Below are 24,414 nucleotides of genomic sequence, written 5' to 3' on the forward strand. Positions count from 1 at the left end.
CTAAAAGTCCGCGCTACGTTACGACTGGCCGTAGTAGGAATTGGCGCCGTGCTTGCGCTCGTAGTGCTTGCGAATGAGGGCATCCTTAAGGCGCGGAACTTCCGGCCGCAACGTGCAGCTGAGGTAGGCCATGCGGGCCACTTCTTCGAGCACCGCGCTGTTGTACACGGCTTTGCCCACGGTTTTGCCCCAGGTGAAGGGGGCGTGGTTGGCCAGCAGCACCATTTCTACCTCGCTGGGCGAAAGGCCGCGACGTTGAAACTCGTTAAGAATCTGCCAGCCGGTCTGGTGCTCGTAGTCGCCGGCTATCATGACGTCCTCCATGGGCGGGGCGCAGGGAATGTCCACGGTGAGGTGGTCGGCGTGGGTGGTGCCGAGGATGGGAATGTCGCGCTGCGCCTGGGCCCAGGCGGTAGCGTAGGTGCTGTGCGTGTGCACGATGCCACCGATGTGCTCCCAATGCGCGTAAAGCACGGCGTGGGTTTTGGTGTCGGACGAAGGCCGCTTCTCCCCTTCTAGCACGTTGTTGGCAAAGTCGAGAATCACAATGTCCTCCGGCTTCAGCAGCTCGTAGGGCACGCCGCTGGGCTTGATGGCAAACACCTGTTTCTCGCGGTCAACCACGCTGGCGTTGCCGAAGGTGAAGAGCACCAGCCCGAGCTTGGGCAGCTGCATGTTGGCGTCGTAGCACGCCTGTTTCAGGTCTTGGTATTGGCTCATGCGGTGATGATGGCGGGCGTTTCGGTTTCCATAACGGGTTCGGCGGGCTGGCCCACGGTGGCGGCCTCCACGTACTTGCCGAAGGCTTGGTACTGCGCGTAACGGGCCGCGTAGTCGGCCACGCGGGCGGGGTTGGGCGTGTAGGTTTCGGCAAAGCCGTTGCCCATGGCGCGCTGGGCCGTCAGCACATCGGCGTGGATGCCGGCGGCCACGGCCGCGTACATGGCCGCGCCCAGCGCCGGCGCCTGCTCCGACACCGCAACGCGGATGGGCCGGTCGAGTACGTCGGCCAGGGTCTGCATCACGAATTGCGACTTCTTGGCCACGCCGCCAATCCCAATCACCTGTTTAATGGCAATACCCTCTTCCTCAAACCGCTCCACAATCTGTTTCGAGCCGTAGCAGATGGCTTCCACCAGCGCCCGGAACACCTGGGGCGCGCTCGTGCCCATGGTTAGGTTCATCAGGGCACCTTTCAGCGCCTGATTGGCGTCAGGCGTGCGGCGGCCGTTCACCCAGTCCAGGGCCAAAACCTGCGACTCGGCCGGGTCCACAGCCGCAGCGGCGTCGCTGAGCTGCCGGAGCAGCTGCTCGCTCATTTCCTCACGCAGGGCCGCCTGCAGCTCCGGCGTCAGGACTTTGGAGGTGCTCAGCACGTTTTGCAGGGGCCACTCCAGCATCTGACGGAACCAGGCCAGCAGGTCGCCGAAAGCCGATTGGCCGGCTTCGAGCCCGAGCATGCCCGGAATCACGGAGCCATCCACCTGCCCGCAGATGCCGGCCACGAGGTGGTCGCCCACTTCGGAGGTCGGGGCCACCACGATGTCGCAGGTACTCGTGCCCATCACCTTCACCATCGAATAAGCTTCAATTTCGCCCGCCACGGCGCCCGCGTGGGCATCGAAGGAGCCGACGGCTACTACGGTATCGGTGCTTAGGCCGAGGCGCTGGGCCCACTCGGCAGAGAGGTGGCCGGCCACTTCGTCGGCGGTGTAGGTTTCGGTGAATAATCGATTGCGTAAACCGGCCAGCTTTGGTTCGAGGTGAGTGAGAAACTCCTCGGAGGGTAAGCCGCCCCAGGTCTCGTGCCACATGGCCTTGTGCCCGGCGGCGCAGCGGCTGCGCTTGAAGCTGGCCAGCTCGCCGCCGGTGAGCAGCAGCGTAATCCAGTCGCAGTGCTCCATCCAGGAGTGCGCGGCCTGGGCCACGGCCGCGTCCTCGCGCACCACGTGGGCAATTTTGGCCCAAAACCACTCCGAGGAATAAATGCCGCCCTCGAACTTGGTGAAATCCTCGCCGCCCCAGGTGCGGGCTTTGTGGTTGATTTCGGCCGCTTCGGCCAGGGCCGTGTGGTCTTTCCAGAGCACGAACTGGGCGTTGGGGTTCTCGGCAAACTCGGGCAGCAAACCCAGGGCCACGCCGTCCTCATTGACTGGGCCGGGCGTCGAGCCGGTGGTGTCCACGGCCAGGCCTTTTATCTGGTCGGCGGGCACCTGCTGGGCCACGCGGTGCACCACGTTTTCCAGCCCTTCGATGTAGTCGAGCGGGTGCTGGCGGAACTGGTTTTTGGCCGGGTTGCAGTACTGCAGGGTTTTCCAGCGCGTGTAGTGGTGCACGGCCTGGGCCTTTTCGGCCCCGGTGCGGGCATCCACGAGCACGGCGCGCACGGAGTCGGTGCCGTAGTCGACGCCGATGACGTAGGCGGGGGTGGTGGCTTGGGTTTCCACGGGTGTTTGCTATTGAACGTTAAAGTTTGGCCGTCATGCTGAGCGAAGTCGAAGCATCTCTACCGCTGAAGCAATTGTTTACTCTCGCGGTAGAGATGCTTCGACTTCGCTCAGCATGACGTTCTTCTTGTAATTGATTCTGGCAACGTCCTATTTCCGCACCCCGAACTTGTAGGTGCTCACGGAGTGGTAGGTCTCGCCCGGCTTCAGCTCGGTGCTGGGGAACTTGGGCTGATTGGGCGAGTCGGGGAAGTGCTGGGTTTCGAGGCAGAAACCGGCGTGCTTGCCGTACACGGTGCCGCCCTTGCCCTTCAGCGTGCCGTCGAGGAAGTTGCCGGTGTAGAACTGGATGCCGGGCTGGTCGGTGGTCACTTCCAGCGTGCGGCCGGTGGCGGGGTCGTACACGGTGGCCGCGGCATGCTCGCCGGTGGCAGTGTTCAGCACCCAGTTGTGGTCGTAGCCGCCGGGCACCTGCCCGATGCGCTCCCCGATGGCGTGGGGCGTGGTGAAGTCGAAGGGGGTGCCCTTCACCGGCTTCAGCTCGCCGGTCGGAATCAGCGTGGCGTCTACCACGGTGTAGCGGTCGGCGGGCAGCGTCACTTCGTGGTTCAGCACGTCCTTACCGGCGCCGTGGTTCAGGTTGAAGTAGGCGTGGTTGGTGAGGTTGACGACCGTGGCCTTGTCGGTGGTGGCGGTGTAGTCGATTTTCAGGGCGTTGTCGGCGGTGAGGGTGTACACCACGGCCACGGTCAGGGTGCCGGGGTAGCCTTCCTCGCCGTCCTTGCTCACGTAGGTCAGCTTCAGGCTTTGGCCGTCGGCCGAAGAACCGGGCTCGGCCTGCCACACCACTTTGTCGAAGCCTTTGAGGCCGCCGTGCAGGCTGTTGGGGCCGTTATTTTTGGCGAGGGTGTAAGCCTTGCCTTCCAGGGTGAATTTACCGCCCTTGATGCGGTTGCCGTAGCGGCCAATGAGCGCGCCGAAGTAGGGGCCGGCTTTCACAAACTCGGGGCTCTGGTAGCCGCTCACGTTGTCGAAGCCGAGGATGACGTCGCCCATTTTGCCGTCCTTGTCGGGCACGAGCAGGCTGGTGAGCGTGCCGCCGTAATTGGTGATGGAGGCCTTCACGCCGTTGGCGTTGGTGAGGGTGAAGAGCTGCACTTCGGTGCCGTCGGTGGTTTTGCCAAAGGAGGCGGAGGTGGGCATAGCGACTGATTTCGTTGAGGCGGAATCGGCCGGGGCCGACGCCGTGGTGGTGGTGGTTTGGTCGGCAGATTGGTCAGACCCGCAGGCAGCCAGCAACAGCAGGCTAGGCAGTGTTACGGCCAGCAGCCCGGAACGGCGAAGTGAAATCATGAGGGAAGGATTGGGAATGTTTGCGTGAAAGAATGAGCCGCGGGAAATCAAAGCGCACAAATCTACACAATCGATTGTGCAATGCAAGCCCCGTCAACCCCAAAAACGCCGTGCTGCCAGAATTTTACTACTCCCAAACAAAAAGACCAGCGCCGAAATGGCGCTGGTCTTTTCCGGCCCGCAGGCCCGGCCGGCGAAAGCTGGCTTAGCGGTGGCTCAGGCGCAGCACCTGCTGGTTGCTGCCCTGCCGCACGGTCAGGTAGTACACGCCGGCGGGCAACTGCTCGGCCTCGGGCAAGGCAATGTCCTGGGTGCCGGGCGCCAGGGTCACGGAGCGGGTCAGCAGGGTTTGGCCCATCAGGTTGTGCAGGGTGAGCGTAGCGGCGGCGGCTTTCAGCGTGAAGAGCTGCACGGCCACTTTCGAATCGAACGGGTTGGGATACACCGTGGCTTCGAAAGCGCTGGCCGTTTTGGCCGTTTCCAGGGACTGCACGAGCGAGTAGGTGTCCTCCCCCGTGAGGTCTACCTGGTGCAGGCGGTAGTAGAGCAGGCCGGCAGCCGGCTGGCCCAGGTTCTGGTCGCGGAACTGGTAGTTGGTGCGGGCCGAGGCATTGCCGGCGGCGGCCACCCGGCCCACAGCTTTAAAGGTTTCGCCATTGGCGCTGCGCTCGATGTCGAAATACGCGCTGTTTTTCTCCGAAGCCGTAGCCCAGGTCAGCACGGGCGTTTTGGCGTCCCAACCAGCCTCAAAGCTTACCAGTTCGACCGGCAACGGCCGCGTGACGGTGACCAGCGACTGCACCGTGGCCGAGCAGCCGGCGGCGTTGCTGGCCGTCGCGGCGTAGGTGGTGGTATAAACCGGCGTTACCGTGATGGAGGCCGTAGTGGCGGCCAGCGTGGTGGTGGTACTGCCGGTGGTGGCCGTCCACGTATAGGGCCCGCCGCCGCTGGCTGTGAGCGTGGTCGAAGTGCCGTAATCCACGGTCGTCGAAGTAGGCGAAATGGCCAGCGCAGGCTTGGCGTTCACCGTCACGGTTGCGTTCTGCGTGTTGGGAGTGGTGCTGCAGGGCGTGAGAATATCGACCCGGTAAGTTGTATTGGCCGCGGGCTTCGCGGTCAGAGCAGCCATAGTGGCCAGCACCGTGCCCAGGTCCGTCGACTTGTACCACCTATACGTGGTGCCCGTGAGGCCGCCCGAACTGGCCGTCAGCGTCACGGCATCGCCGGCGCAGGTGCTGGGAGCGTTGGGCGTTATCGAGAAAGTAGGCGACACGATGCTCACCGCTACCTGCTTGGTGGCGGTGACGCCGCAGGGCGTGGTGGCCGTCACGGTGTAGGTGGTGCTGGCGGTGGGGCTGGCCGTCACGGTGGCCCCCGTCGTGGCATTAAGGCCCGTGCCCGGCGACCAGGTGAACGTGGCCGCCGGGTTGTCCGACGTGGCCGTGAGCGTGGTCGAGCCGCCGGGGCAAATAGCCGCCGCCGGGCCGGTCGATACGCTCAGTGTCTGCGGGCCCACGGTCACTGTGGCTTCCCGCGTAATGGTGCTGCAATCGGCCGTGGTGGCCACCACCTGGTAGGTGGTGGTGCCGCCGGGCGTCACGGTGAGGGTATTGGTAGAAGAAAGCAACGTCGATTGCCCTTTCACGAACCACTGGTAGGTGGCGCTGATGCCGGTGTAGCTGGCCGTAAGCGTAGTCGATTGACTGGGGCAGATGGCCGGGGCGGCCGGCGCAATCGTCACGTCTTTCACCGGAATGGTAATCTGCTGCGAACTCTGGCCGCAAGAGGTAGTGGCTTCTACCGTGTAAGTGGTGGTGGCCGTAGGTGCCACGGTCAGGGTCGCGTTGTTTTGGCCGGCAAGGGTGGTGCCGTTGGCTTTCCAGGTGTAGCCGCCGGAGGTTGCCCCCGCAGCGGTGAGCGTGACGCTAGCCCCGGCGCACACGCCCGCCGTAGCACTCGTGCCCGACGCGGCCAGCGTCAGCGTCGGGTTGAAGGTCATGTAGAGGAAGCCGTCCTTGTTGCATTTGCTGCCGGGGTAAGAGTTAGCGTCGGACCGAATCCGGAACTCCGTGCTGGTTGTGAACGACACCGTGGCGGCGAGGACCGTGCCTGCCGGTGCGTTAGCCGTCGAGACAGGCTCCACCACGTCATTCGCACTAGTAGTACCCCGGCTGATAACCCGCGACCAGGTGAGCACGGCGTCGGCGGTGGAAGAAGCGCTAAACGTGTATTGGGCCCCCGCCACCGGGCACACTGCTGCTCCCGAGCCGCTCTGCCCGTTGTTGACAGTGGTGGTTTTAAGAACCCCGTTGTCGTAGTAGCTAACAGTGATTTGGTTGGAGCAAGCGCTGGGTTGCGCATAACTAATAAGCGGCAGGAGTAACAGCAGCAGCCCCAGACTGCTCAGCAAGGTAAATAGTTTGTTCATCGTAAATGTTGTTTAAAGGGTAGTTATAAATACAATTTACTCGAAGACACTACGAAACTACGAAATTAATTGAACAATGTAACAATTTTAATTTAATAGCCTGTTTTTGTCGTTTTTATTGGACTTTAACGGATAATTTTTAAAATTATAACAGCTCGTTTTATTCGGCAATTTTATTAGATTGATTATATTTTCATGAAATACGTCCGCTCTTTGTGTCTGTATCATTGGCCCTACCGTTCTGCTTAGCAGGTCCCGTGGTACAGGTGGAAGGTGAATGACAATTGTGCTGCCAATACCACAGAAAAGGCCCCCAATTGTAGTTGGGGGCCTTTGGCTTTTCAGTACAACGGGGCGGTATTTCAGGCCGGGCTGATGGCATCTAGCGTAGCCAGGTCTTCGGCCGATAAGTGGATGTCGGCAGTCTTCATGTTTTCCTCCAGGTGCTTCACCTGGGAAGTACCGGGAATGAGCAGGATGTTGGGCGAGTGGTGCAACAGCCAGCTCAGGGCAATTTGCTGAGGCGTGGCGCCGTGCTTAGCGGCCAGCTGGAACAAAGCGGCCAGGGCCTGCTGATTTCCGCCGGCCAGCGGGTACCACGGAATGAAGGCCATGCCCTGCTCGCGGGTGTAAGTCAGTTCCGCCTCCCACTTGCGGTTGTCCACACTGTACATGTTCTGCACCGACACGATTTTCACGTATTCCTGCGCTTTTTTAATCTGTTCGACACTGACCTCCGACAGACCGATATGCTTAATAAGGCCGTCGGCCTGGGCTTTCTGCAGAAACTCCAGCGTCTGCTCAAACGGCACCTTGGGGTCGACGCGGTGCAGCTGATACAAGTCAATCTGCTCCAGCTTCAACCGCTTGAGGCTGCCCTGCAGGGCTTCTTCGAGGTGTTTGGGGCTGGCATCAATCGGCCACTCGTTGGGCCCGGTGCGCAGCAGGCCGCCTTTGGTGCCAATGACGAGGCCGGCCGGGTACGGATGCAGCGCCTCGGCAATCAGTTCTTCCGACACGTTGGGCCCGTAGCTGTCGGCCGTGTCGATGAAGTTGACGCCAAGTTCCACGGCGCGGCGCAGCACGCGGATGGACTCGGCATGGTCCTGCGGCGGCCCCCAGATGCCGGGGCCGGTGATGCGCATGGCACCGTAGCCGAGGCGGTTCACGGTGGTGTCGCCGCCGTAAGTGAAGGTGGTGGGGTAATTAGGCATGGGTTTGTGGTTACGGGTGAAGCGCGCCATGGCCGGGCTAATCCCCAGCCATTGGCGCTGGGAAAGACAACCCATGCCGGCAAATGGTTTTTAAAGCGGTTGGCTACCCACGCCCCCGCCGCGCCCCAGCCACGGGGGCCGCCGCGTGTTACTTTTGGGCCCGTCCCCTTGTTGAGAATGTTATGAACGAGCAGCTAATTGTCAAGAATTTCGGCCCCATCAAAGACGCCACGGTGGACTTCAAGCGCGTCACCGTTTTCATCGGCCCGACGGGCGGCGGGAAGAGCACGCTGGCGAAGCTGGCGGCGATTTTCCTTGGTGGTCAAGTCAAGGTCGTTGATAATAAGGTGAACATTGACCAACCGTTACGCTACTATAATATATCTAATTACAAAGAATTAAATTCCTCTATTGTGTGGAGGAAAAGCAATGGAAACCACTTTATGGTGGATAAGCCTATCGAAGTAGAATTCGAATTCGAAAATGCACTCACCAGCAAAGGAGTAGTAGAAGACCTAGTAAATAAGCTAACTAACCAATTTGCACGAGAAACAGGTATAACGGGCCTTGCAAACGAAGAAATCAAGAAAGCATTTATCAATCAGCTTGTCGAAGCACATCTGAACGGTAGGCCAAACGGCAAATCTGATTTATACAGCGTTAACTACATACCAACAGAACGCGTTTTCATCCCTGCAATTGAGTATTCATGGGCAGGATTAATGCGTGATGACATTGGCTTACCTAAGCTGCTGCTGGATTTTGCGAATGATTTCTCATTATCAAGAAGCGAAGTGCTAGAGCTTGATATTCCATTTTTGAACGTGAAATATTTTCACGTTGGAGGAAGAGACTTTATCAAAATTCCTAATAGGGAGTCATTACTAATGCTGCTAGAAACCGCCAGCGGCATTCAATCCGTCACGCCGCTGCTGGTGCTGCTGGAGCATCTGAGTCGCAACACGGAGCAGGCACAAAGCTTCATCATCGAGGAGCCGGAGCTGAACCTCTACCCCACCGCGCAACGGGATTTGGTGTACTGGCTGCTGGAAAAATGCACGCAGGGCGAGAACGACCTTACCATTACCACGCACAGCCCTTATGTGCTGTCGGCGCTGAATCTGGCGCTTTATGCGAATAAAGTAGCCACGCTGTTTCCGCATCAGCGCAAGAAAGTAGCGAAGCTGATTCCCGAAAAGTACTGGCTGAAAGCTGAGGAGTTCAGCGCCTATTTTGTGGCGAAAGGCGATGCCAAAAGCATTTTCGATACCAAGACCGGCCTGCTAAGCGAAAGCCAGCTGGATGAAGTATCCGGCGAGTTTGCCGACGTATTTGACCGCCTGACGGATTTGCGGGCGCCGGAGAAAAAGGCTCCAACCAAAGCTAAAACGGCGAAGAAATGAAAAGCCGGATAGCACGGGCCTATCCGCATGGCTCGCGGTGCATTGTGCATCATACCCGAACGGTTCGCCGCATCTTCGATTGCCCTATCCAAAAAATAGCCTTGTACCGAACCGGCAAGCGCGATAAGGACCTGGACTTTGAAATTGCGAATCCTAGCGGCCGCGACTTCTATACCATTGCGGTTGATGGCTGCCTGTACCCAACCTCAAAGTCGCCCAAACGCTGCGATTATGCCGTGTTCTGGAACGAGAGCATTGCCTTTATCGAATTCAAGCTGGGCCAGCCAGTAGGCAGAACGACTAAAGTTCCTGACCGCATCCAACAAGCGTTAAATCAGCTTATCCCAACTATCAAGCGGTTTGAACAGCATGGCGTTTTTCTCGATGAAACCAAAGTAGAAGCCATTGCTTTTGTCAGTCGTCGCCTAGCCCGCCCACTCAACACCATTTCCGTACAGGCCGCGAAGGATAAATTGAAAACGGCCTTTCCGACTTTAAAAGTAAAATTCAAAGTCACCAAGTCTAGAACTATCTAAACGCAAAGAAGCCCCCGCAGCACTGGCTACAGGGGCTTCTCTCGTTTCTAAAGCGGCGGCGCGGAACCTACCGCAGCACCGTCACCAGCGCGTCCGTGGCCACCTTCGCGCTTAGCTCGCGCACGGCGGCGGCAATGCCGGCGGCATCGAAGCCGCACTCTTTGTAGAGCTCGTCCTGGGTGCCGTGCTCCACCACGCGGTCGGGAATGCCGAGGCGGCGCACCGGCAGGTGGAAGCCGTGGTCGGTGAGGAATTCGAGCACGGCCGAGCCGAAGCCGCCGGGCAGGCAGCCGTCTTCTACGGTCACGATGGCGCGGTAGCGGCGGGCGATGTCGCGCAGCATTTCCTCGTCCAGCGGCTTGCAGAAGCGCATGTCGTAGTGGCCCGCGTCGAGGCCTTCGGCGGCCAGCGTTTCGGTGGCCTTCACGGCGTAGTTGCCGATGTGGCCGATGCTGAGGATGGCTACACCGCCCTCTTCGCCTTCGCGCACCACGCGGCCCGTGCCGATGGCCACGCGCTGCAGCGGTGTGCGCCACTGCGGCATCACGCCCTCGCCGCGCGGGTAGCGGATGCTGAACGGGCCGGCGTTTTCGGGCAGGGTGGCGGTGTACATCAGGTTGCGCAGCTCCTGCTCGTTCATCGGGGCCGACACCACGATGTTGGGGATGCAGCGCATGTAGGCCAGGTCGTAGCAGCCGTGGTGGGTGGGGCCGTCGGCGCCCGCAAAGCCGGCGCGGTCGAGGCAGAACACCACGTGCAGGTTTTGCAGGGCCACGTCGTGCACCACCTGGTCGTAGCCCCGCTGCATGAACGAGGAGTAGATGTTGCAGAACGGAATGAGCCCCTGCGTGGCCAGGCCGGCCGAAAACGTGACGGCGTGCTGCTCGGCAATGCCCACGTCGAAAGCGCGGTCGGGCATGGCGGCCATCATCAGGTTCAGCGACGAGCCCGAGGGCATGGCCGGCGTCACACCCATGATTTTAGCGTTGGCCTCGGCCAGTTCCACCAGCGTGTGGCCGAACACGTCCTGGTACTTAGGCGGCTGGGGCTTCTCGGGCGTTTTCTTGTAAATCTCGCCCGTGATTTTGTCGAACAAACCCGGCGCGTGCCACAGCGTCTGGTCTTTTTCGGCCAGTGCGTAGCCCTTGCCCTTCACCGTCACGCAGTGCAGGATTTTGGGGCCGGGAATGGTTTTCAGGTCATTCAGGATGGTGACGAGGTGTTGCACGTCGTGGCCATCCACGGGGCCGAAATAACGGAATTTCAGCGCCTCGAACAGGTTGCTTTGCTTGAGCAGGGTGGCCTTCATGGCGGCCTCTACTTTGCGGGCAATCTGCTGGGGGTTGGGGCCAAATTTCGAGAGCTTGCCGAGCACGTTCCATAGCTCGTCGCGCACCTTGTTGTAGGTGCGGGAGGTAGTGATGTCGGTGAGGTATTCCTTGAGCGCGCCCACGTTGGGGTCGATGCTCATGCAGTTGTCATTCAGAATGACCAGCAGGTTAGAATTGGCCACGCCGGCGTGGTTCAGGGCTTCGAAAGCCATGCCGGCCGTCATGGCGCCGTCGCCGATGACGGCGATGTGCTGCCGGTCCTTCTCGCCCTTGTAGTCCGAGGCCACCGCCATGCCCAGCGCCGCCCCGATGCTGGTGCTGCTGTGGCCCACGCCGAAGGCGTCGTACTCGCTCTCGCTGCGCTTGGGGAAGCCCGACATGCCGTGGTAGCGGCGGTTGGTGGGAAAACGGTCGCGCCGGCCGGTCAGAATTTTGTGGCCGTAAGCCTGATGGCCCACGTCCCACACCAGCTGGTCGTAGGGCGTGTTGAAGACGTAGTGCAGGGCCACGCTCAGCTCGACCACGCCGAGCGAGGCGCCGAAGTGCCCGCCGTAGATGCTCACCGAATCGATGATAAACTCACGCAGCTCAGTGCTCAGCTGGACTAATTGCTCGGGAGCGAGCTTTTTGAGGTCGTCGGGCGAGTCAATCGCCGCGAGCAGCGGGCCGGGTTCAACTATCATCGGGGCAGGCGTGGTGGGATGGTGACGGTGTGTAACCGCCTGACCCGCTAAAAGATTGTGGGGCCGGCACAAAGGTACGACACCGAACGAAGTGCGGTTGTTGGGGAGCGGCAGAATCGGGCCCCTGGTCGGGATTTGAGCGTTGATAATCTAGTTTTTGGCTGGGCGCCCGGCGTTCGTCCGGACCTTTGCGTATCGGCAAGCCGATTCATGCCTTTGCTTGTTTACCTCGATATAACCACAATAACCCAAAAATAAAGACGCTGGATGCAACCTCCGGCTACCTCGACGGCACTTTGGCCGTTATGTATTGTATGAAACGAAATGTACCGGCTACGGCCGTCCTGCTTACGGCCCTGTTGGGCGCTTCCCACCTGGCCTCGGGCCAACAAACCCCGGGCGCGGGCGGCCGGCCGGCCACGGCAGCCGCGCCGCGCACCGCCGCCGGCCGTGTCTCGGGCACGGTGACCGATGCCGCCACCGGCAAACCCGTGTCCTACGCCTCGGTGGCGGTGCTTGATGCCAACGGCAGCCCCGTGAACGGCGGCGTGTGCGGCGACGACGGCAAGTTTGTGCTGCCCGGCATTCCGGCCGGCACCTACACGGTGCAGGTGAGCTTTGTGGGCTACAAGAATGAGGACCGCCCGGGCGTGGTGGTGACGGCCGGCAATGCCACCGATTTGGGCACAGTGAAACTGGCGGTTTCGGCCCAGAAGCTGGGCGAAGTTGTGGTGACCGGCCAAAAAGCCATCATTGAGGAGCGGGTAGACCGCACCGTGTACAACGCCGAAAACGACCAGACCACCCGCGGCGGCGACGCCACCGACGTGCTCAAGCGCGTGCCCATGCTCAGCGTGGACCTCGACGGCAACGTGAGCTTGCGCGGCAGCTCCAGCATCCGGGTGCTCATCAACAACAAGCCCTCGACCATTGCCGCCAACAGCATCGCCGACGCGCTGAAGCAGATTCCGGCCGACCAGATTAAGTCGGTGGAGGTTATTACCTCGCCCTCGGCCAAGTACGACGCCGAAGGCTCGGGCGGCATCATCAACATCATCACCAAAACCAACAACCTGAAAGGCGCCACGCTGGGCGTGAACGTGAGCGCGGGCCTGCGCAACAGCAACCTGGGCCTGCAAGGCAGCCTGCGCACCGGTAAAATGGGCTTCTCGCTGAGCGGCTTCGGCCGGGGCCAGTACAACACGCCGGGCGAGTTCAGCAACACGCAGGTGACCCGTAGCCTGGGCACCGGCGCGGCCACCACCACGGTGCAAAACGCTAATTCGCGCCAGCAGGGCATTTTCGGACGCTACTCCCTGGGCTGGGACTACGACATCAACAAGTCGAACTCCCTGCAGGCGGCCGTGAGCTACGGCCAGCGCAGCGGCAACAACTACCAAGACGGCCTTTCGCGCCTCACCTACAGCGGGGCCACCGCCACGGGCGCGCCCATCGGCACCGACCTGCGCGATACCTATTCTGAGGACCTGTCGGGCACAGTGGACGCCAGCCTGAACTACACGCACAGCTTCGAGAAGCCGCAGCACGAAATCAGCCTGCTGACCTTGTTCAGCCGCAACGACCGCACCAACAGCTTCACCAACACCATCTTCCAGTCGAGCGACCCGCGCAGCCCGTCGCGCATCGTCAACGACAACCCCAGCTACAACGAGGAATACACCGTGCAGCTGGACTACCAGAACCCCATCAGCAAAACGCAGATGCTGGAGCTGGGCGCCAAGAATATACTGCGCCTGGTGAACTCCGATTACGCCACTACCTCGTACGGAGCCAACGGCGAGGTGCTGCCCGCCGTGGGCCTGCTCTCGGCCAGCAACGTGTTCAACTACCGCCAGAACGTGACGGCCGGCTACGCGGCCTACACCCTGAATCTCCCCAAGGGCTTCACCCTAAAACCGGGCCTGCGCTACGAATACACCACCATCGACGCCAGCTTTGCCAAATCCGAAGCGGCCAACATCCCGGACTACGACGTGCTGGTGCCGAGTGTGAACGTGTCGCGCAAGCTGGCCAATGGCAACCTGGTGAAGCTGGCTTACAACCGCCGCATCCAGCGCCCCTCGCTGCAGTTCCTAAACCCCAACGTGAACGCGCAGAACCCCAAGAACGTGAGCCAGGGTAACCCCTACCTCTCGCCCGAATACACCAACAACTACGAGTTGGGCTACAACACGCTGGTGAAGAAGGTGAACCTGAGCATGAGCGCATTTGTGCGCAACACCACGGGCTCGATTGAGGCCCTGCGCACGGTGCGCGGCGCCGATACGGTGTCGACCAACTACGCCAACATTGGCCAGCAAAACGCCTACGGCGGCAGCCTCAACGCCAACCTCAACGGCGCCAAGCTCAACCTGAACGCGGGCACCGATTTTTACTATGCCACGCTCACCAACAACGTGCCCGACCGCAACTTCAACGCCTCCAACGAGGGCTTTGTGTTCAGCGGCCGCCTCGGGGGCTCCTACAACCTTACTCCGGTGTGGGGCATCCAGGCCTTTGCCTTTTACCGCGGGCGCCAAGTGCAACTGCAGGGCGACCAAAGCGGCTTCTACTTCTATACGTTGGGCATCAAGCGCGACTTTGCCGAGAAGCGCGGCAGCCTGGGCTTCGGGTTCGATAACTTTTTCACGCCCAAAATCACCATCCGCAACAATGTGGTGTCGCCGCTCATCGACCAGGCCAGCCGCAACCAGCTGTCCACGTTGGGCTTCCGCGTCAACTTCAGCTACCGTGTTGGCAAGCTCACGGCTGGCCCCACGCGCCGTGGCAAGAGCGTGAACAACGACGACCTGAAGAGTGAAGGCGAAGGCGGCGGTGGCGGCGGCATGGATGCCGGCGGCGCCGGCGGCCAGGGTGGCGGTGGCGGGGCGCCTGGTGGCGGTGGTCGCCCAAGCGGCGCGGGCGGGCAGCGGCCCGCTGGCGCTCCGGGTGCAGCTCCCGGCGGCGCAGGTGCTCCGGCTGGTGCTCGGCCGGGTGGCTACCCGGGCCAGCGGCCCAGTGCGGCGCCGGCTGATAGCACGCTCAGCCGGCCCGCTACCGACAGCACCAGCGCGCCGGCCAATGGCCAGCGCCCTGGCGGCTTCCCCAACACGCAACGCCCCACGGCCCAGCCCGCCGACTCGACGCGTCGTCCGGCAACGCCGGCCCAACCCACGAGCCCTATTAATGCGCCCTCGCCTGGTACTGCCACACCCAATGGCACTGTGCCGGCGGGCAGCCCCGGCGGCCGGCCCTAGCCCAGCTACCAAAATCGGACAAAGAGAACGTCATGCTGTGCCCAGCATGACGTTTTTTATTAATCTTTCTTTAATCGGCCTGCTGCCTGTGCGCGCCCTACTTTTGCCAGCTACGCCGTCCGCCAATGACTAACCACCCCGTCACTTCGCCCGACGCCAACGACGCGCATTTCCTGCAGCGCCTGCGGCCCTCGCGGCTTATCCTGCCGGTGGCGCTCGGGCTGCTGGTAGTGGGCTACCTGTTCTGGCGCAGCTACAAGCCAGGCGAGCTGGCCCCGCTGGCCCACGCCGACTGGCGCTGGCTGGCCGTGGCCGTGCTGGTGCTGGCCGCCCGCGACTTGGGCTACGTCTACCGCATCCGCCACATTGCCGAAACCGAGCTCACCTACCGGCAGGCGCTCGATGTGATTATGATTTGGGAATTTGCTTCCTGCGTGCTGCCCTCGGGCCAGGGCGGCACCGGCGCGGCACCGTTCATTCTCGAAAAAGAAGGCATTCCGCTGGGCAAAGGGCTGGCCTACATCATGGTCACGGCCCTGCTCGACAACCTCTACTATGTGGTGATGGTGCCGCTGGTGGTGGGCATTGCGGGCGCCGGGCTCTACCCGCACGAGGCCCTGCAAACCGGCTTTGTGGCCACGCTGCGGGTGGCGTTTGGGGTGAGCTACCTGTTCGTGACGCTCTACGCGGGGCTGATGCTGTACGCTATTTTCGTCAACCCACGCTCGGTGCGGCGGCTGTTGGTGCGGCTGTTTTCGCTGCGGCTGCTGCAGCGCTGGCGGCGCACGGCCTACCGCCACGGCCAGGAAATGGTGCGCGCCTCGGGGCAGCTGCGCGGCGCCGGCGCGGCCTACTGGCTGCGGGCGGGCATCAGCACGGCCTTCGTCTGGACGGCCCGCTACGCTATTATTGGCTGCCTCATCGCCGCCTTCGTGCCCATGGATACGGGTACGTTCCTGTTCATTTTTGCCCGCAACATCACCTACAAAGTCATTCTGCTGGTGGCCATCACGCCGGGCGGCGCGGGCATTGCCGAGGGCGCGTTTCCCACATTTTTCGGCAAGTTCATTGGCACGGCCACCATGACGAGCTTTCTGGTGTTCCTCTATCGCATTGTGACGTACTATTTATACCTCGTGCTGGGCCTGATTTTCCTACCACGCTGGGTGACACGGGTGTTCGGCAAGCGGCCGGCCAACGCGGCCACTACGGCTTAGTGGCCGGGCTCGCCGCTTCTACCAGGGCCGACGGGCGCCGGTAAGTTTGCCAGAAGGCGGGGTGGAATTCGGCGGGCGGGAGCTTGGCCATGGCTTCGTGTACTTCGACCGAGCTCATTTCTGCTTTTGACAGAATGGGCGGGGTGCCGGCTGGCAGAAGCGCGTGGTATTCTTCGCACGACGACTGTCGGTAGAACGCGCCACCGCCCAGGGTGCGGCCTACGTCCAGGCTCTGGCCCAGGCTGTGGCGCAGGTAATAGCGGCCATTGGCCGCCTGTACATAATCCACCGCGTGGTCGGTGCGCGAGTTCGTGAGCAGGTTGGGATAGAGCCGGGCGCGCAGGTTGGGCTGCCCGAAGTACTGGCGGGCGGCCCGGTTGATGTAGGCGGTATCGGCCAGCCACACCGATTCGTAGCGCGTCACGGCATAGTCGCGCTGCTGCACATAAAGCCGGCCCGAATAGCCGGACGTCAGGTAGACGCCGGTGCTGCGGTGGTTGGCGTGCTTGGCCGCAAAGCCGATGACGTAAACCGTGCCCCCCGCCCGCTCCAGCACACTATCCAGGTGCACGTTGAATTTGCGGAAGGTGCTGGCTTTGAACAGCGGCGAAATGCGAACGGCGTCGGTGGTACCGGTGATAAAGCCCGGCCCGGCCTGCTCCGAAAAAAACTTCTGCCGCTTATCCAGTGCCTTCGTGACGTGGATTTCTTTCACCTGGTGCTGGCCAATGGGCCCCAGCATTAGAAACCCGCCGCCCCAGTGCCGGTGGCCCGCCGGCTCGAAATACTGGCTCACGTATTCGGTTTCGTAGCTCAGCGTATCGAAATTGGTGGTTTGCCGGTGGGTATAAATCTCCGATGAATAGTCTTCCTGCTCGTAGTTGCGGGGCAGCGCGGCCAGCACCTTTTTCATAATCCTGCGCGGGTCCAGGCTCTCGCCCCGCACCTGCACGCCTTGCAGCTCGTAGGTCGCCGGTGCCAGCCGCACCGTCACCTCCGCCGCCGCGGCTACGGTGGCGGTGGCGTAGCCCACGCTGCTGATTTGCAAGCGGCCCGCGCCCGGCTCTACGCCCACCAGCACAAATTTCCCGGTGCCGTTGGCTACCGTGCCCACGCCCCGGCCCGGCACCGAAACCGACGCATACGGCACCGGCTCGCCTGTTTTCCGGTCGAGCACCACGCCCCGCACGGCCGTCTCTCCGCGTCCAACGGCTTGCACACGCACGGCCCGCGGGGCAGGATTCCGGGCACTGGGCGCGGCTGGAACTGCGTCCGCCGTTGCGCCCGTGGCGGTGTCAGTCCCGGCCGTGGCAGTGGCTCCGTGGGGTGGGTTCACGCTCCGCAAAAACAGAAAGCCGTCCACCACCTCGCTCCACGGGCCGCTCAGCAGCTGATAATCGAACGCATAGGTCGCAAGCACCCGGCCGGGCGCGTCGTGCTTCAGGCTCACAAAGGCGTAATCGGCGGGCTGGGCCAGCAGTTCGGCTTCCAGCGAGCCCCCGGCTGGCACGGGCACCGGCTTGTAGCCCGCGGCCGGGAAGCCGTGGATGCCGCCCCCACTCACCGTGCCCAGCACATACACCTGGTCGGGCCCCAGCGCGGCTTTCACAGCGCGGCCCATGGGCCGGTATTCCTTGATTTCGGCATCTGCCAGCGCCTCCACTTTGTTGGCCAGATGCGGCAGGGCGCCCCAGCAAATTACCTTTTCCTGCGGGTGCTGCTTCAGGTACCACAGCAGGTTGTCGGCCATTTGAGCATCGCGCGGGTTGCTGTCTTTGGCCTTGAAGGTGGCTTCATTTTTCGCGCCGGGGTCGTTGAGGGCGTAGTCGCGGGCCTGGGCCAGCAGGCTGCGCAGGCACTGCTGCCAGAACGCGGCCTCGGCCCGGCGGGGCGTGGCCGGGCCCTTGGCGGCCCGGTCGGCCAAGCGGCTGGCTTTTTCCAGTTCCTTTTCAACATCAGCCAGCTTGGCCGTGGGCAGAAAAGTATAATGTTCACCCATATAACCAATTACCTCTTCCAGGTAGTCGTAGTTGGGTACCGTACCGCCCTTTTCAATGCTCAGAAACGCCTGCAATTCCTCTACCAACTCCTCGCCGTACGCGCCACTCAGTTGCGGGTCGAAACCGGCCACGCGCAGCCCGTTCTTGCCCACCAGCGGCAGCACCGCCTGAAACTCCTGCGTGCTGGTCCACACCGGAAACACGCTGTTGCCCAGCGCTTCCTCGGCCGATGCTCCAGCTTCCAGCGCCTGCTGCGCCTTGTGCAAGTCATAAAACCCGCTTTCAAACGCCACCGTGGTAAACCCCATTTCATGCTGCAAAAAGCGCAAAAGCCGGATTTTGGCCTCGAACACGTTGCCTTCGCCGTGGCTGGGCTCGCCCAGCATCACCACCCGCGCCGGGCCTATTTCCCGGGTCAGAAACGCCAAGTCTCCAAAATCGGTGTCGGCCGGGCTGATGCTGCGCACGGCGTGCACCGGCAGCGGTGCCACGGGTTGAGCGCGGCCCGGCAACAGGGCACCGCCGCATAAACACAGAACAGCAAGCAATTTTGCGCCAGAAAACATACCGGGTAGCGTAAATGAAAGGCCTAAACTTCGGTCCGCGGAGCCATTCTGCAGCTTGCCCTTGCCCTACAGAATAGTCTCGGCAACGGAAACGACAATAAAAAAAGCCCCGAACCGCACTGGTTCGGGGCTTTTTTATGGCCAGAAAAAAAGGAATTTATTCCTTCTCCAGCATCAGGGCGGCACCGTCGGCCGACTTCAGCGTGAGCTTATCGTCGGTGAGAGTTTCCACGGCGAAAGTGTTGGAAGTGGCGCTGCCTTCGGGGGTGAAGGTGATGGTTTTGGCGGCCTGGTCGAAGGCGTACTTGCCCGATACGGCTCCGGCGGCGCCATCGGTCATGGTGTAGTTGCCATTGGCGAAGACGTGCAGCTCCTGCTGTTTCTGCGCATCGGTTTGCTTAACTTTGTCGCCGGTCGAGCTGGTTTCCTTAGCCGTTTTCCAGACTTTACTGTCGGTACCATATAGCATATTCACGCCTTCTACTTTTCCTTTGTCATTGCCGCAAGCGGTTACGAACAAAGACAGCAACAGCAGCAGGCTAGCCACATAACGGAGCGAAAACAGAGACTGAGGTTTCATGAGCACAAAAAGAATGGTGAAAGAATGAAGATGTCTGCGGTTGCAAACTCGTCGGCTTACGGTGCACACGCAAAAGAGTTTACCGTGAAACCCCGCTTGAGCTTGCCCGTATATGGGCCCTGTTAGCCGGCTCGCGGGCCAGCTACTTCTCATTTTTTCTCCATCTTACTGAACTAATCCATGGGACTCTTTGATTTTCTCAGCGACAAAGGCGAGCAAAAACCCGCAGAGCCCGCCGCAAAACCGGCTGCTGGCGGCACTGATTTTTTCGGAAACGCCGCCGATGCCAAACCCGCTGCTACCGGCGACTCGTACACCGTAGTAAGCGGGGACTCGCTCTCTAAAATTGCCAAACACCACTACGGCGACGCCGCCAAGTGGCACCAGATATATGAGGCCAACAAGGCCACCATCGGCGCAGACCCTGACCACATTGAAGTGGGCCAGGTGTTGACGATACCTAGTCTCTAGGTACTTTTTTGCAGAAAAAAGGTGAGAAAAGCCACTCTGTTTCAGGGTGGCTTTTTTGCGTTTGAGCAAATCCTAATCGCCTGTCATCCTGAGCGCAGCGAAGGACTTTCTCACGCTAGCACAATTTTCAGCAATTCTATTTGCCCCAATCGTGGAAAGGCCCTTCGCTGCGCTCAGGATGACAGACGATTGGGGTTCGCAAAAAATATTTTTCACTTTCTGCATTGCCCATCCCAAAAATTCTCCCGTACATTTGCCGATACCAAACAGGTACTCCCCGCTAACGGTGGGAAGTTTTTAAGTTTTATACAGAAGCGGCGAGAGACTAGGCTCCCTGACCCGCTGGCAACCTTCCTTCATGCGAAAGGTGCCAATTCCTACCCACTGCGGCTTCGGCCACTGTGGGGCATATGACTCGAGTGCCATGGAAAACCTTGCTGAATCCGCTTTTTTCGACCCGAATGCTCCGGCTGCTTTGCGTGCCGCGGTTTCGGGTTTTGCTGTTTTGGCCCCATGCGGCCGGAACCAGGCGCCCCGCTCGCTGCGAATGCGAATGTGCTGTTGCCGCCCGTGTTGTTGCTAAGCTGATTTCGGCTTAGCCCCCCTCCCCTCCTTTCTGGATTTTTCTGGTGGCTTGCCACGTCCGCCGCGTGCCCTTTCGGGGCCAGGCGGGCGGGTTCGGGTCGCCGCTGCAACACGGGCTTATCGGGGGATTATTTGGCCACAACGCTTTCACCGCAAGGCTTTTGGCAAATCCAATCAAACAATCTGGTTTTTCAACCTCCCAAATCAACCGCATCATGTCTGCTCAATCCTTGCACTTCGAAACCCTGCAACTCCACGCCGGCCAGCAGCCCGACCCCACCACCGGCTCGCGCGCTGTGCCCATTCACCAAACCACCAGCTACGTGTTTAAAAGCGCCGAGCACGGCGCCAATCTGTTTGCCCTGAAGGAGTTTGGCAACATTTACACCCGGTTGATGAACCCGACTACCGACGTGTTTGAGCAGCGCGTGGCGGCGCTGGAAGGCGGCGTGGCGGCGCTGGCCACCGGCTCGGGCCAGGCTGCGCAGTTCATTGCCCTGAACAACATCCTGCAGGCCGGCGACAACTTCGTGAGCACGGCTTTCCTCTACGGCGGCACCTACAACCAGTTCAAGGTGGCGTTCAAGCGGTTGGGCATTGAAGTGCGCTTTGCCGATGGCGACAACCCGGCCTCGTTTGAGGAGCTGATTGACGAGAAAACCAAGGCCATTTACCTCGAAACCATTGGTAATCCTAGCTTCAGCATCCCGGATTTTGAGGCTATTGCGGCCATTGCTAACCGGCACGACTTGCCGCTGGTAGTGGACAACACGTTTGGCGCGGGCGGCTACCTGTTCCGGCCGCTGGAGCACGGCGCGCACATCGTGGTCGAGTCGGCCACGAAGTGGATTGGCGGGCACGGCACCAGCGTGGGCGGCGTGATTGTGGACGGCGGCACTTACGACTTCGGCAACGGCAAATTCCCGCAGTTCACCGAGCCCAGCGACGGCTACCACGGGCTGATTTTCAACGATATATTTGGCAAGGGCGGGCCGTTTGGCAACATTGCCTTCATCATCCGGGCCCGGGTGGAAGGCCTGCGCGATTTCGGCCCCGCCATCAGCCCGTTCAACTCGTTCCAACTGCTCATCGGCCTCGAAACCCTGAGCCTGCGCGTAGAGCGCACCGTGGAAAACGCCCTCAAAATTGCCAACTGGCTGGAGCAGCACCCGCAGGTGGAAAGCGTGAATTACCCCGGCCTGGCCAGCAGCCCCTACCACGGCTTGGCGCAGAAATACCTCAAGCGCGGCTTCGGCGGCGTGCTGAGTTTCCGCATCAAGGGTAGCAAGGAAACGGCTACGCAATTCATTGACAACCTGAAGCTCATCAGCCACCTGGCCAACGTGGGCGACGCCAAAACGCTCATCATTCAGCCCTCGGCCACCACGCACCAGCAGCTGAGTGAGGCCGAGCAGCTGGCCGCCGGCGTCACGCCCACCTCGCTGCGCCTGTCGGTCGGCATCGAGCATTTCGAGGACATTAAGGCCGATTTGCAGGCGGCTTTTGATGCGATTGGCAATACGGCCAGCCAGCCCACGGAGGGCGAAGAAGTGAACGAGCCGGAGCTGGAGCACGCCCAGCCGCTGGAAGTATAAACCCCATTGCCGCCGGCGGGCCACCTCTGGTGGGCCGGCGCCAGCCTCGCTGGTGGCATCGTTAGTTGGCAGCGGTAGAATCGGCCCACGGGCGCGCCTGCTTTCCTGATTTTAGTTGGAGGAAGGATGGGGGTGAGATACCATGGGCGGGCTTCGTGCGCCGGTTCTACCACTGCTTTTAGTTTTTGAACATCATGTCAGACCAGTTTTTTTACATCCCCAGCCTGCCCCTCGAAAGCGGCGAAACCCTGGCCGACGCCCGCGTGGCGTACCGCACCTGGGGCCAGCTGAACGAGGACCGCGACAACGTGGTGTGGGTGTGCCACGCCCTCACGGCCAACGCCAACGTGCTGGCCTGGTGGCCGGGCCTGGTGGGGCCGGGCTGCTACTACGACCCCGCCGACTGGTTCATCATCTGCGCCAACGTGCAGGGCTCTTGCTACGGCAGCACCAGCCCGCGCGACCGGGACCCCGCCACCGGCCAGCCCCGCTACCAGCACTTCCCCCTGCTGACCATTCGGGACCTCGTGACGGCCCATGAACTGCTGCGGCAGGACCTGGGCATTACGGATATTCACACATTGATTGGGGGCTCTTTGGGCGGGCAGCAGGCGCTGGAATGGGCCGTGCAGCGGCCCGATTTGTTCGACCACCTGGTCGTTATTGCCACCAACGCCCGGCATTCGGCCTGGGGCATCGCCTTTAATGAGGCCCAGCGGCTGGCCATCGAGGCAGACCCGACCTACGCCGCCGGCCAGCCTGGTGGGGGCGATGACGGCCTGCGCGCCGCCCGGGCCATGGCCCTGCTCAGCTACCGCAGCTATCCCGCCTACGCCGAAACCCAAACCGACCCTGACGACGACGAACTGCCGCGCGAACACCGCGCCAGCCGCTACCAGCGTTACCAAGGCGACAAGCTGGTGGCCCGCTTCGACGCCTACAGCTACGTGGCCCTGAGCCACAGCATGGACTCGCACAACCTGGGCCGGGGCCGGGGCGGCGTGCCGGCGGCGCTGCGGCGCATTGGCGCGCATACCCTGGTGCTGGGCATCACGTCCGATGTCTTGTTTCCGCTCAGCGAGCAGCGGGAGCTGGCCGCCCACATTCCTGGAGCAATGTACGCCGAGCTGGACTCGCGCTACGGACACGACGGCTTCCTGCTGGAAACGGCGGCCATCACGCACTTTCTGGAGCGGTTCTACGCGCCCACGTTCGTGCACTAGCAACTGGCCCTGCCGGGCGCTGAGTGACTTGAGTATCGAGATGCCCTCAGACGCCGGAAACCGCCTTTTGAAGCACAAGGCGGCGACGCATGGTACAACGCTTGGCTCGGAAGCACAAAAGACTGCGCGGCAGCACAAACATGTTGGGAGAAGTACAAGCAAACGGCTTAACTGGCGGCATTTGTGGCTGCCAAATTTAATGATATTGTGATGAGAGAGAATAACCCGTTGCGCATCGGCCTGATAGGGTTCGGCTGCGTGGGACAAGGATTTTACAACATCGTGGAGCAGCAGCCGGGCCTGAATCTGGCCATCACGCGCATTGCGGTGAAGACACCTGGCAAGGCCCGCCCATTGCCCGCCGAATGCTTCACCTACCACGCCGATGAGCTGCTGGCCGACCCGGACCTGGACCTGCTGGTGGAAGTCATCGACGATGCCACCGAGGCCTTCCGGCTGGTGAGCGCGGCCCTGCGCCAGGGCCGCCGCGTGGCCACGGCCAACAAGGCCATGCTGGCCCGCCACCTGCCCGAGCTGGTGCAATTGCAGGCCGAGTTCGGCGGCACGCTGCTGTACGAGGCGGCGGTGTGCGGCAGCATTCCGGTGGTGCGCACCCTGGACCAATACTTCAGCCACGAGCCGCTGCGAGCGGTGAGCGGCATCTTCAATGGCTCCTCCAACTACGTGCTGACGCGCATGAGCGAGGAAGGCTCTGACTACGCGGTGGCGCTGGCGGAAGCCCAGGCGCTGGGCTTCGCCGAAACCGACCCTTCGCTGGACATGGGCGCCTTCGACCCGCGCTCGAAAGCGGTGATTCTGGCGGCCCACGCCTACGGCGTGTTTCTGGCGGTCGACGAGGTGCTGAATCTGGGCATTGAAGGCATTGCGGCGGCCGACATTGCGTGGGCAGCAGCGCAAGGGCAGAAAATAAAAGTGGTGGCTGGCCTCTACCGCCTGCCCGGCGGTGGCCTTACGGCCCTGGTGACGCCGCAACTGCTGGGACCCGAGTCGGCGCTCTACGGCGTGGAGCGGGAGTTCAACGGCGTGGTGATTGAGGCGGAGTTTGCCGGCACGCAGTTCTTGCAGGGACGCGGCGCCGGCGGCCACCCCACCGGCTCGGCCGTGCTGGCCGACGTGCTGGCCCTGCGGCGCGGCCTGCGCTACGCCTACGCCAAGCGGCCCACCGCGCCCGACGCGCAACTCACCCACGGCCTCGAACTTGAAGCCTACGTGCGCCACCCCGACGCTGGCGTGCTGCGCGAAGTGCTGACCTGGCTGGAGCTGCCCCCCGAGGCCCTGCACACCGATGCGCACGGCAGCTTTGCCACCGGCGCGGTGCCCGTGCAGCAGCTTTGGGCCTGGCGCCAGGAGCTGCGCAGCCTGGGCGTGTTTGTGGCGCGGCAGGGCGAGGTACGGCCGGTGGCGGTGCCCGCCGGCGCGGCCCTGGCCACGGCCGAGCTGGTCTGAGCTAGCCGGGGGCGAAAGAGAAAGGGGCCCGATTCAGCTGAATCGGGCCCCTTTTTTG

At 61.8% G+C, this 24,414-nt stretch carries 16 protein-coding genes and 1 riboswitch; of the genes, 8 read left to right on the forward strand and 8 right to left on the reverse strand.

What is annotated here, in order from left to right; translation table 11 throughout:
* Window positions 1-18 precede the first annotated feature (18 nt).
* From Q4S41_RS23000 to Q4S41_RS23020, 5 genes are all read right to left on the reverse strand, one after another.
* A complete protein-coding gene (locus tag Q4S41_RS23000; RefSeq protein ID WP_305033489.1) occupies window positions 19-720 on the reverse strand; it encodes an L-ribulose-5-phosphate 4-epimerase in 702 nt (233 codons plus the stop codon).
* A complete protein-coding gene (locus tag Q4S41_RS23005; RefSeq protein WP_305033490.1) occupies window positions 717-2,447 on the reverse strand; it encodes a ribulokinase in 1,731 nt (576 codons plus the stop codon). The genes Q4S41_RS23000 and Q4S41_RS23005 overlap by 4 nt, the downstream gene beginning before the upstream one ends.
* Window positions 2,448-2,597: 150 nt before the next feature.
* A complete protein-coding gene (locus Q4S41_RS23010; protein ID WP_369811348.1) occupies window positions 2,598-3,800 on the reverse strand; it encodes an aldose epimerase family protein in 1,203 nt (400 codons plus the stop codon).
* A 205-nt stretch (window positions 3,801-4,005) separates the two neighbouring features.
* Window positions 4,006-6,228 (reverse strand): Ig-like domain-containing protein, encoded by a 2,223-nt coding sequence (locus tag Q4S41_RS23015; RefSeq protein WP_305033491.1) that lies wholly within the window; start codon window positions 6,226-6,228, stop codon window positions 4,006-4,008.
* Window positions 6,229-6,590: 362 nt separating this feature from the next.
* On the reverse strand, window positions 6,591-7,442 hold the full coding sequence (locus Q4S41_RS23020) for an aldo/keto reductase (RefSeq protein ID WP_305033492.1): 852 nt from the start codon (window positions 7,440-7,442) through the stop codon (window positions 6,591-6,593).
* 182 nt (window positions 7,443-7,624) lie between these two features.
* Between Q4S41_RS23020 and Q4S41_RS23025 the strand changes: the two genes are divergently transcribed.
* Both Q4S41_RS23025 and Q4S41_RS23030 read left to right on the forward strand, forming a co-directional pair.
* Window positions 7,625-8,845 (forward strand): AAA family ATPase, encoded by a 1,221-nt coding sequence (locus tag Q4S41_RS23025; RefSeq protein WP_305033493.1) that lies wholly within the window; start codon window positions 7,625-7,627, stop codon window positions 8,843-8,845.
* A 101-nt stretch (window positions 8,846-8,946) separates the two neighbouring features.
* A complete protein-coding gene (locus Q4S41_RS23030; protein ID WP_305033494.1) occupies window positions 8,947-9,381 on the forward strand; it encodes a hypothetical protein in 435 nt (144 codons plus the stop codon).
* 67 nt (window positions 9,382-9,448) lie between these two features.
* Here Q4S41_RS23030 and dxs read toward each other — a convergent pair whose 3' ends face one another.
* Window positions 9,449-11,395, reverse strand: coding sequence for a 1-deoxy-D-xylulose-5-phosphate synthase (gene dxs, locus Q4S41_RS23035; protein ID WP_305033495.1), 1,947 nt, complete (start codon window positions 11,393-11,395; stop codon window positions 9,449-9,451).
* A gap of 314 nt (window positions 11,396-11,709) precedes the next feature.
* Here dxs and Q4S41_RS23040 point away from each other — a divergent pair, with 314 nt between their 5' ends.
* Together Q4S41_RS23040 and Q4S41_RS23045 are read left to right on the forward strand one after the other, a co-directional pair.
* Complete coding sequence (locus tag Q4S41_RS23040) at window positions 11,710-14,652, forward strand: TonB-dependent receptor domain-containing protein (protein ID WP_305033496.1); 2,943 nt, start codon at window positions 11,710-11,712, stop codon at window positions 14,650-14,652.
* 125 nt (window positions 14,653-14,777) lie between these two features.
* Window positions 14,778-15,869, forward strand: coding sequence for a lysylphosphatidylglycerol synthase transmembrane domain-containing protein (locus Q4S41_RS23045; RefSeq protein ID WP_305033497.1), 1,092 nt, complete (start codon window positions 14,778-14,780; stop codon window positions 15,867-15,869).
* Here Q4S41_RS23045 and Q4S41_RS23050 read toward each other — a convergent pair.
* Both Q4S41_RS23050 and Q4S41_RS23055 read right to left on the reverse strand, forming a co-directional pair.
* Complete coding sequence (locus tag Q4S41_RS23050; RefSeq protein ID WP_305033498.1) at window positions 15,859-18,360, reverse strand: erythromycin esterase family protein; 2,502 nt, start codon at window positions 18,358-18,360, stop codon at window positions 15,859-15,861. The genes Q4S41_RS23045 and Q4S41_RS23050 overlap by 11 nt on opposite strands.
* A gap of 232 nt (window positions 18,361-18,592) precedes the next feature.
* A complete protein-coding gene (locus Q4S41_RS23055; protein WP_305033499.1) occupies window positions 18,593-19,015 on the reverse strand; it encodes a hypothetical protein in 423 nt (140 codons plus the stop codon).
* A 180-nt stretch (window positions 19,016-19,195) separates the two neighbouring features.
* Between Q4S41_RS23055 and Q4S41_RS23060 the strand changes: the two genes are divergently transcribed.
* The 4 genes from Q4S41_RS23060 to Q4S41_RS23075 all read left to right on the forward strand — a co-directional run bounded on the left by Q4S41_RS23060 (window position 19,196) and on the right by Q4S41_RS23075 (window position 24,356).
* Complete coding sequence (locus tag Q4S41_RS23060; protein WP_305033500.1) at window positions 19,196-19,486, forward strand: LysM peptidoglycan-binding domain-containing protein; 291 nt, start codon at window positions 19,196-19,198, stop codon at window positions 19,484-19,486.
* A 301-nt stretch (window positions 19,487-19,787) separates the two neighbouring features.
* Window positions 19,788-19,903, forward strand: a riboswitch (SAM riboswitch).
* Window positions 19,904-20,286: 383 nt separating this feature from the next.
* Entirely contained in the window at window positions 20,287-21,666 is a 1,380-nt protein-coding gene (locus Q4S41_RS23065; RefSeq protein ID WP_305033501.1) for an O-acetylhomoserine aminocarboxypropyltransferase/cysteine synthase family protein, read from the forward strand.
* Between the two features lie 194 nt (window positions 21,667-21,860).
* Window positions 21,861-22,889 carry a homoserine O-acetyltransferase family protein gene (locus tag Q4S41_RS23070; protein WP_305033502.1) on the forward strand — a complete coding sequence of 343 codons (1,029 nt, stop codon included), beginning with the start codon at window positions 21,861-21,863 and terminating at the stop codon, window positions 22,887-22,889.
* Between the two features lie 210 nt (window positions 22,890-23,099).
* Window positions 23,100-24,356 carry a homoserine dehydrogenase gene (locus Q4S41_RS23075; RefSeq protein WP_305033503.1) on the forward strand — a complete coding sequence of 419 codons (1,257 nt, stop codon included), beginning with the start codon at window positions 23,100-23,102 and terminating at the stop codon, window positions 24,354-24,356.
* The last annotated feature ends 58 nt before the right edge of the window (window positions 24,357-24,414 follow it).

Origin of the sequence: Hymenobacter convexus, assembly GCF_030580955.1 — a bacterium.
Taxonomy (GTDB): Bacteria; Bacteroidota; Bacteroidia; order Cytophagales; family Hymenobacteraceae; genus Hymenobacter.

Coding starts and splice junctions, on each gene's coding strand:
- Q4S41_RS23000 (WP_305033489.1), bottom strand. CDS start 720: ATGAGCCAATACCAAGACCTGAAACAGGCGTGCTACGACGCCAACATG.
- Q4S41_RS23010 (WP_369811348.1), bottom strand. CDS start 3,800: ATGATTTCACTTCGCCGTTCCGGGCTGCTGGCCGTAACACTGCCTAGC.
- Q4S41_RS23015 (WP_305033491.1), bottom strand. CDS start 6,228: ATGAACAAACTATTTACCTTGCTGAGCAGTCTGGGGCTGCTGCTGTTA.
- Q4S41_RS23020 (WP_305033492.1), bottom strand. CDS start 7,442: ATGCCTAATTACCCCACCACCTTCACTTACGGCGGCGACACCACCGTG.
- Q4S41_RS23025 (WP_305033493.1), top strand. CDS start 7,625: ATGAACGAGCAGCTAATTGTCAAGAATTTCGGCCCCATCAAAGACGCC.
- dxs (WP_305033495.1), bottom strand. CDS start 11,395: ATGATAGTTGAACCCGGCCCGCTGCTCGCGGCGATTGACTCGCCCGAC.
- Q4S41_RS23040 (WP_305033496.1), top strand. CDS start 11,710: ATGAAACGAAATGTACCGGCTACGGCCGTCCTGCTTACGGCCCTGTTG.
- Q4S41_RS23045 (WP_305033497.1), top strand. CDS start 14,778: ATGACTAACCACCCCGTCACTTCGCCCGACGCCAACGACGCGCATTTC.
- Q4S41_RS23055 (WP_305033499.1), bottom strand. CDS start 19,015: ATGAAACCTCAGTCTCTGTTTTCGCTCCGTTATGTGGCTAGCCTGCTG.
- Q4S41_RS23060 (WP_305033500.1), top strand. CDS start 19,196: ATGGGACTCTTTGATTTTCTCAGCGACAAAGGCGAGCAAAAACCCGCA.
- Q4S41_RS23065 (WP_305033501.1), top strand. CDS start 20,287: ATGTCTGCTCAATCCTTGCACTTCGAAACCCTGCAACTCCACGCCGGC.
- Q4S41_RS23070 (WP_305033502.1), top strand. CDS start 21,861: ATGTCAGACCAGTTTTTTTACATCCCCAGCCTGCCCCTCGAAAGCGGC.
- Q4S41_RS23075 (WP_305033503.1), top strand. CDS start 23,100: ATGAGAGAGAATAACCCGTTGCGCATCGGCCTGATAGGGTTCGGCTGC.